9 protein-coding genes are annotated in these 6,974 nt (G+C 42.6%); 5 read left to right on the top strand and 4 right to left on the bottom strand.

Features of this window, described 5'->3' with window-relative positions:
* Positions 1-155: 155 nt before the first annotated feature.
* Complete coding sequence (locus F6K37_RS28515) at positions 156-293, top strand: hypothetical protein (RefSeq protein ID WP_287253801.1); 138 nt, start codon at positions 156-158, stop codon at positions 291-293.
* Positions 294-487: 194 nt separating this feature from the next.
* Here the strand turns inward: F6K37_RS28515 and F6K37_RS28510 are convergent, their stop codons facing one another.
* Positions 488-2,401 carry a thiamine pyrophosphate-binding protein gene (locus F6K37_RS28510; protein WP_008181893.1) on the bottom strand — a complete coding sequence of 638 codons (1,914 nt, stop codon included), beginning with the start codon at positions 2,399-2,401 and terminating at the stop codon, positions 488-490.
* Between the two features lie 13 nt (positions 2,402-2,414).
* Positions 2,415-3,410, bottom strand: a complete 996-nt coding sequence (locus F6K37_RS28505; RefSeq protein WP_287253798.1) for an acylneuraminate cytidylyltransferase family protein — start codon at positions 3,408-3,410, stop codon at positions 2,415-2,417.
* Between the two features lie 867 nt (positions 3,411-4,277).
* Here F6K37_RS28505 and F6K37_RS28500 point away from each other — a divergent pair.
* From F6K37_RS28500 to F6K37_RS28485, 4 genes are all read left to right on the top strand, one after another.
* The gene (locus tag F6K37_RS28500) at positions 4,278-4,649 is read left to right on the top strand and encodes a hypothetical protein (protein ID WP_287253797.1); all 372 of its coding nucleotides are present in this window, start codon (positions 4,278-4,280) and stop codon (positions 4,647-4,649) included.
* A gap of 90 nt (positions 4,650-4,739) precedes the next feature.
* Complete coding sequence (locus F6K37_RS28495) at positions 4,740-4,940, top strand: hypothetical protein (protein WP_008181902.1); 201 nt, start codon at positions 4,740-4,742, stop codon at positions 4,938-4,940.
* Complete coding sequence (locus F6K37_RS28490) at positions 4,940-5,134, top strand: hypothetical protein (RefSeq protein WP_008181903.1); 195 nt, start codon at positions 4,940-4,942, stop codon at positions 5,132-5,134. The genes F6K37_RS28495 and F6K37_RS28490 overlap by 1 nt, the downstream gene beginning before the upstream one ends.
* A gap of 113 nt (positions 5,135-5,247) precedes the next feature.
* Positions 5,248-5,625: a hypothetical protein gene (locus tag F6K37_RS28485; RefSeq protein WP_287253795.1), complete on the top strand. Its 378-nt coding sequence runs from the start codon at positions 5,248-5,250 to the stop codon at positions 5,623-5,625.
* 86 nt (positions 5,626-5,711) lie between these two features.
* Here the strand turns inward: F6K37_RS28485 and F6K37_RS28480 are convergent, their stop codons facing one another.
* Both F6K37_RS28480 and F6K37_RS28475 read right to left on the bottom strand, forming a co-directional pair.
* Complete coding sequence (locus F6K37_RS28480) at positions 5,712-6,137, bottom strand: hypothetical protein (RefSeq protein WP_008181906.1); 426 nt, start codon at positions 6,135-6,137, stop codon at positions 5,712-5,714.
* Positions 6,138-6,442: 305 nt separating this feature from the next.
* A partial coding sequence (locus F6K37_RS28475; RefSeq protein ID WP_287253793.1) for a PEP-CTERM sorting domain-containing protein occupies positions 6,443-6,974 on the bottom strand: 532 nt, incomplete at its 5' end.

The raw sequence follows: 6,974 nt of genomic DNA, 5'->3' as shown, positions 1-6,974 counted from the left end.
CCAGGGTAAGCGCAAGAAAAAATTGCCCATAATGTGCATTGGCTGGATATCGGTTGATCGTGGCTCGAAACCCCTATAATCTCGTAGAACTTGATTCTCAATAGAGTTTAATAGTTGAGAATGAACCCAGTTTTTTCTCAATAAGCTACAGCTTATTGATTCTTGCGCTTACCCTGTATCAGCTATCAGCTATCAGCTATCATTTTTCAGCTATCATTTTTCAGCTATCAGCTATCAGCTATCAGCTATCAGCTATCATTTTTCAGCTATCATTTTTCAGCATATGCGCGTAGCGCATATGCTTAGATGTGCTTTTCCCCATACTTTCCATTCTGATTAATCTCGAACTATTAAATTCTCCCGTTCAAGAAGGTTGATTTTAAGTAAGCTGACGGCTGACAGCTGACGGCTGAATGCTTATCTTGCCTCTTGCCTCTTGCCTCTTGCCTTGGCTTGAGGGAGTATATTCACAACTTAAATAAAAATGCTACATCATAGTTTTATTAATCTCAAATGCTAAGCTTTCAGCATCCAGCCCATGAGCACGAAGCACTTCCTGATTTTGACCGCATTTCGGAATATCAAATACTCCAAATTGCCTGACCTGTATTTGCCCAGACAATCCTAATTCTGCCAACCCACTTACAATCCGATCCCCCTGTCCTCCTATTACATAATGGTTATCCAGGGTAAACACCCAGGAGTAACCTTGGAGGATTTGTTCCAACCAGTCTAAATCCACAAAATTTAGCCAAGGCAAATTGACTACTTTTAGGGTGATACCGTGATTCTGAGCCAATAACTGGGCAGCTTGATAGGCTTGTGGCAGCAGCACGGGACCGTAACCAAATAAAATAGCGTCTTGCCCCTCAGTTAAGGCAATCCCCTGACCCAACTCCAACTGATAATCCTCTGGCAATTGATAGGGAATCTGACAGGGGATCGAGACTAGCCTGATATAGCAACTACTGATAGTTCGATGCAAACAGTAGTCTAGAGCTAGGGATACTTCTGCTTCATTAGCTGGTTCAATCATCACCATATTCGGTATCGCTCCTAGGGCAGAAATATCCCTTACCGATTGGTGAGAATGACCAGGACCACCGGGTAGCAACCCAGCTAGGGAGCCAACATAAATAATCTTAGTCCGTTCGGTAGCATTATTATAGATTTGCTCATTGGGTCTGGTGGATAGGAAACAAGCAAAGGAATGCACGATCGGCAGTAACCCTTTCAGTGCCATCCCCCCGGCCTGGGATACCATATCTTGTTCGGCAATGCCACACTCAAAGAACCGTTTCGGGAACTTGTCTTTAAAGGGAATCAAGCCACAATCGAGCATTAAATCCGCATCGAGTACCACCAGGTCTTGATTCCGTTCTGCTTGGGTAACCAAAGCTTTGGAATAGGCACTAACCAGTCGTTGCGCCCCATCAGCTACAGCAGGTTTGGCATAGGATAGCATCTCCAATGCTAAGGGGGATGCTCCAACTTGTTCCAATTGGGTATTGGCAGCAGCAATTAGTTCTGCGACTCCGGTCGTGTAGGCTTCATCATCCGGTGCGCCACTATGGAAGTGATATAAGTTGTCTTCTGGTCTGATGGCCGTGTGTTCCATAAAGGAGATTCCTTTGCCCTTAATGGTGTCAGCAATCAGGATTTTGGGCTGGTTAGTGACTGCTTTCAATTTTGCGATCGCATTCCCTAAAGCCTTGACATCATTACCATCACAGCGCTCAACATACCAGCCATAGGCCGCAAACTTCCGTTCCAAGTCCCCCAAGTCACTCACTTGGGACACCCAAGTATCGGACTGGATTTTATTATGATCCACAATCACAGTCATCTCATGGAATCCCAGATTTGCTGCTGGTTGGAGAGACTCCCAAAACTGACCCTCCTGCAACTCCCCATCCCCAGTTAATATATAAACATTTCCCTCTCGACCCATCAGCCGATTTGCGCTAATCATCCCCTTAGCCTTAGAAACCCCCATTCCCAAGGAACCAGTATTCGTTTCCAACAACGGAATCGAAATATCTGGATGACCAGGAAGTCCATCTAACCGCCTCAAGCTATGGATACGCTCAAACTCCAGCAAACCATGGCCAATCAAAACCGAGTAAAAACCCGGTACATCGTGACCCTTAGAGGAAAAATAAATATCCCGTGGTTGATTAGAGTTAGTTTTCCTAACCCGTAATTCATTTAAAAACAGCCAACAAACAATATCTAAACTACTAAAACTACTACCAATATGCCCTGAACCAGCCTGTTTTATCATATATAAAGTATTGATTCGACAGTAGGTAGCAAAAAGCTCAGTATGAGTTTCGGGAGTAATGTCTAAATCCTTCAGGCGTTCAAACTCCCGAAACGGGACTAGAGATAGATTTGTCATTTAATAAATATAACTAAATTGGTTTTTGACAGACGAGAGGTAAGTGAGCGTCTCCCTGTTCTATTAAATAGTTCACATACCACCAATCTTTCAAGTCATTAATATCTAATCCCTCATGATCATGGGTAATAAATGGCATAATCACCTTTCCAGCAATTGTATACTCTTCCAGCACTACTCTTGACCAAGCAATTTCTAAGCTAGCATTTTGCACATAGACCTCTGGCAAGGCCTGATAGGGAGTACTATGCCAGGGGGTATGGGGGGTTGAAGGTTGGGGGGTTGAAGGTTGGGGGGTTGAAGGTTGGGGGGTTGAAGGTTGGGGGGTTGAAGGTTGTTCGCGTAGCGTGGCCTTTTGGCCAAGGTTGGCTGGTTGGGTGGTTAGCTGGTTGAAGGTTGTTCGCGTAGCGTGGCCTTTTGGCCAAGGTTGTTGGCCTTTGGGGTTCGAGAAGGGTAGGTTGGGGGGTTGGAGGTTATGGTTAACCTGACAATTGCCTAATTCAAAAGTGTTCTGCTCAAGCAACGGTTTCATCAGGCTGCCGTTGAGTACCCACATTTTCCCAGGATGCTGCTGGCATTTCTCTACTGCCCGTAAGGAGTCTACTTGATCAGCTTGAGCCAAAAACGCTTGCCAAGCTCGTTGAATCGTCTGGGGTTGGCGACAAGGACTGGTTGGTCGCAGGATGCTGAAGCAATCAAAGTCTCGCCCCAGATTACTCAAATGCCTCAGGGTGTAATCAATCCACTCAATATCTGGTGACTTGTCGGTAGCATACTCTGGCGGACGCAAAAATGGTACATCAGCGCTATAGTAACGAGCAATTTCCGCCACCTCTTCTGAGTCAGTGGAAACAATCACGGCTGAGAACACTTGGCTTTGAGTTGCAGCAGCAATAGTATAAGCAATTAACGGATGCCCTTTTAAACGACGAATATTTTTACCAGGTACTCGTTTGGAACCAGCCCGGGCTGGAATTAGGGCAACTACTGTCGGAGTTTTAGAATCCACCAATTTTCTTGATCTTAGACAATAATCTTGCTGGCAAATTTTTGATCACCACTTTATAGTTTACAGAAATAGGGAATAGGTAAGCTATCAGCTATCAGCTATCAGCTATCAGCTATCAGCTATCAGTTATCAGCTATCAGCTATCAGCTATCAGCTATCAGCTATCAGCTATCAGCTATCAGCTTAAGCGCTACGCGCACGCTACGCGAACAGCTATCAGCTATCAGTTATAGCAATCCTAAACGAGGTTTATTTTCAGCTGACGGCTAACAGCTGACGGCTGACAGCTAACGGTAGTCGGGAGTATAACGGGCATCTTGCCCGTTACAATTTTACTAGTAATTGTTGGTTTTATAATAACTCATTATTGCAGTTAGTTATCTATTAGTAATTACTAATTTTAATACTTGTCAATATTGACAAGTATAGTGTATAATTATATATGGCTCAATCAATTACTTTAAGTACAAATTACTGGGTTTTAGGAAGTAGGGATTAGGTAGTAATAATTGCTCCTTGCCACCGTGAACTAAATCCCACAGCATTTCCTTAATAAGGAAATAAACTTGTTCGCGTAGCGTGGCCTTTTGCCCAAGGTAAATCATCTGGTAAATCATAAGTAGTAAAAACCCGTTCTAATAGAGCAATGGTAAAAATTAACATTCACAGCGTGTAATCGCAAATCACACTATAAAAATAACACCATAAACAGAATCTACACTAGTTTAATCAAAATAATAGCGGTGATACTACTTAGGATTTACACAGATTTTTTATTTTATGCCCTATTGCCTGTTACCTAAAATCCAAAACGTACTTCAACCAATTGATAACTACTATCGTAAACATTCTATTGCAGCAAAGCAAATGACAAACTCAGACCAGTTTGATACTCGTTTCAACCTTTTACTAACTGCCTTCGAGCGGATCACCCAACAGATTGAACAGCTCGGTCAAAGAACCGATTCCAATGCTCGTGCCATCGAGCAGACCAACCAACAGATTAAACAGCTCGGTCACAGGATCGATTCTAATGCTCGTGCCATTGAAGCTCTAACCAATACTGTCCATGAGTTCAAACGAGATCGCGCTCAAGCATACTCTTTGATGGCAGATTTAGCTCAAAATCAATCCCGAATGTATGGCATGATGGCCAACTTAGATGAGCGACAGGAACAACTCTCCCAGCGACAAGGTGAGATTGTAGAAATTATGAAGTTACTGACTAAATCTAATTAGGATTTAGAACCACTAGGGTGAGGATTTAGCTATAAACAGTCAGCTGACTGCTTATAGCTATTGAGAAAACACTAAACACTATTGCAGCAAATGACAAACTCAGACCAGTTTGATACCCGTTTCAATCTTTTACTAACTGCGATCGAGCAGATTAGCCAACAAATTGAACAGCTTCGTCAAAGAACCGATTCTAATGCTCGTGCCATTGAAGCTTTAACCGATACTGTCAATGAGTTCAAACGCGTTCGCGTAGCGTGGCCAAAGGCCATCGCTCTCAACTGTATTCTGTAATGGCTAATTTAGCACAATCTCAGTCTAATTTATTTCAATCTCAGGCTAATTTAGCGGACAGTCAATCCCGAATGTATGGCATTATGGAAAATTTAGATGAGCGACAGGAACAACTTTCTCAGGGACAGGAACAACTGTCTAACCGACAGGGGGAGATTGTAGAAATTCTGAAATTATTGACTCAATCTAATTAGGGTTTATAACCACTAGCGTAAGCTATCAGCTTAAGCGCTACGCGCACGCGATCGCGTTCAGCTGATAGCTTACAGATCTTGATAAAACACTACACACTATTGCAGCAAAGTAAATGACAAACTCAGACCAGTTTGATACCCGTTTCAACCTTTTATTTACTGCCATTGAGCGCATCGACCAACAGATTGAACAGCTCGGTCACAGAATTGAACAGCTTCGTCAAAGAACCGATTCCAATGCTCGTGCTATCGAAGCTCTAACCGATACTGTTAATGAGTTCAAACGGGATCGCGCTCGACTGTATTCTGTGATGGCCGATTTAGCAAACTCTCAGTCTAATTTAGCTCAAAGTCAATCCCGAATGTATGGCCTAATGGAGAACTTAGATGAGCGACAAGAACAACTTTCCCAGCGACAGGAACAACTGTCTAACCGACAGGGTGAGATTGTAGAAATTCTGAAATTATTGACTAAATCTCAACCAGCTTAAATCTAAGCTATCAGCCCTCAGCTATCAGCGGTCAGCTGAGGGCTGATAGCTGAATGCTTAAGCAAAAGGGGCAAGGGAGATTTATATCAATTGTTTTGGTTCCCTTCTAGTAAACTATCCAGCTTATTTTCAATGGTGTTAAGTTTCCTGAGAATAGTGGGACGGTCATCATCGATAGCTATTAACATCCGAGTCAATCCTTCCTCAACTCTGGTAACTCTATTGACAACCTCTTCCATGGTCTGAATTCTCTCTCCATGGTCATTGGCAATAGCTTCTACAGAACGAGCTAATGACTGCACCACTGCTTCAACCTCTTCCATGGTCTGAATTCTCTGTTGATGATCATTAGTAAGAGCTTCTACAGAACGAGCTAATGACTCCACCACTGCTTCAACATTTTCAATGGTATGAATTCTCTGTTGATGGTCATTAGCAAGAGCTAGTACAGAACGGGCTAATGACTCCACCACTGCTTCAATCCGGTCTAATCTATCGTTGTTATTACTCACTGCTATAGCATTTATAAATAGCTTATGAACACCAATACTAATTTAGTATAGCATTTCGATTTAGTATAGCATTTCCTGTAGTAATTTAATAAAAATATTACCGCTTTTTACATTACCCAAAATCCCTTTATACTCGATTAATTATTGCCTGTTGGGTGCATCTCACTTTTGCCTAATTTCAAAACTGAGATGCACCGGTACCTACTCCCTACTCCCTACTCCCTACTCCCTACTCCCTACTCCCTACTCCCTTTCCTAATACCTTACTCACAAATCAGTTTTTTATTACTGATGAGTAATTGAGGCTAAACCTTTTGTTTAGATGGGGAAGGTTTCAGCTTACGTTTGATGGTTGAAGCTAAGCCGAGAATGGCAAGGGTAAAGATACTTATACTATGAGTGGGTTCAGGGACAATCACCGGTTTCGCAGAAAAACTAATCGGCAACTCGCTATCTTCTGGTCCAAAATTTTCAAAACCAGTGATAAATGGCGGTGCTGAAAAAATTTCAAAAAAACTAGGGGGCTGCAAAAAACTAGCGAAAAAGACATTAACAAAGTTTCCAGCTGAGGTGGAAAACCCAAAGCCGTCAGTTGTTAACTGATTACCATCAATACTAATTAAATTGTCAACCTCGAAAGGTTCGTTTCCCGGTGTAGAAGTACCAGTAGGTTGCAAACCAGTAATTGTTTCGGTGTTGCGGGTGCCAGTAATTTCAGAAATCAGGAAAAAACCCAAATCATCAGGAGTATCATTAGTAGTGAAAGTACCACTGGCTTCGATACCAGGAGCAGAATAACTCCAGTTCCAATTTAAAGCTGAAGCTGCCTGGGGTGCC

The sequence above is a fragment of the Moorena sp. SIO4E2 genome (assembly GCF_010671945.1).
GTDB classification, from domain to species: Bacteria; Cyanobacteriota; Cyanobacteriia; order Cyanobacteriales; family Coleofasciculaceae; genus Moorena; species Moorena producens.
Note: the sequence above shows the minus strand (reverse complement) of the source record. Positions and strands in the feature narration are given on the sequence as shown.

What these genes read in the sequence shown, in the direction of transcription:
- F6K37_RS28510 (WP_008181893.1), bottom strand. Translation starts at nt 2,401, where the DNA reads ATGACAAATCTATCTCTAGTCCCGTTTCGGGAGTTTGAACGCCTGAAG.
- F6K37_RS28500 (WP_287253797.1), top strand. Translation starts at nt 4,278, where the DNA reads ATGACAAACTCAGACCAGTTTGATACTCGTTTCAACCTTTTACTAACT.
- F6K37_RS28495 (WP_008181902.1), top strand. Translation starts at nt 4,740, where the DNA reads ATGACAAACTCAGACCAGTTTGATACCCGTTTCAATCTTTTACTAACT.
- F6K37_RS28490 (WP_008181903.1), top strand. Translation starts at nt 4,940, where the DNA reads ATGGCTAATTTAGCACAATCTCAGTCTAATTTATTTCAATCTCAGGCT.
- F6K37_RS28485 (WP_287253795.1), top strand. Translation starts at nt 5,248, where the DNA reads ATGACAAACTCAGACCAGTTTGATACCCGTTTCAACCTTTTATTTACT.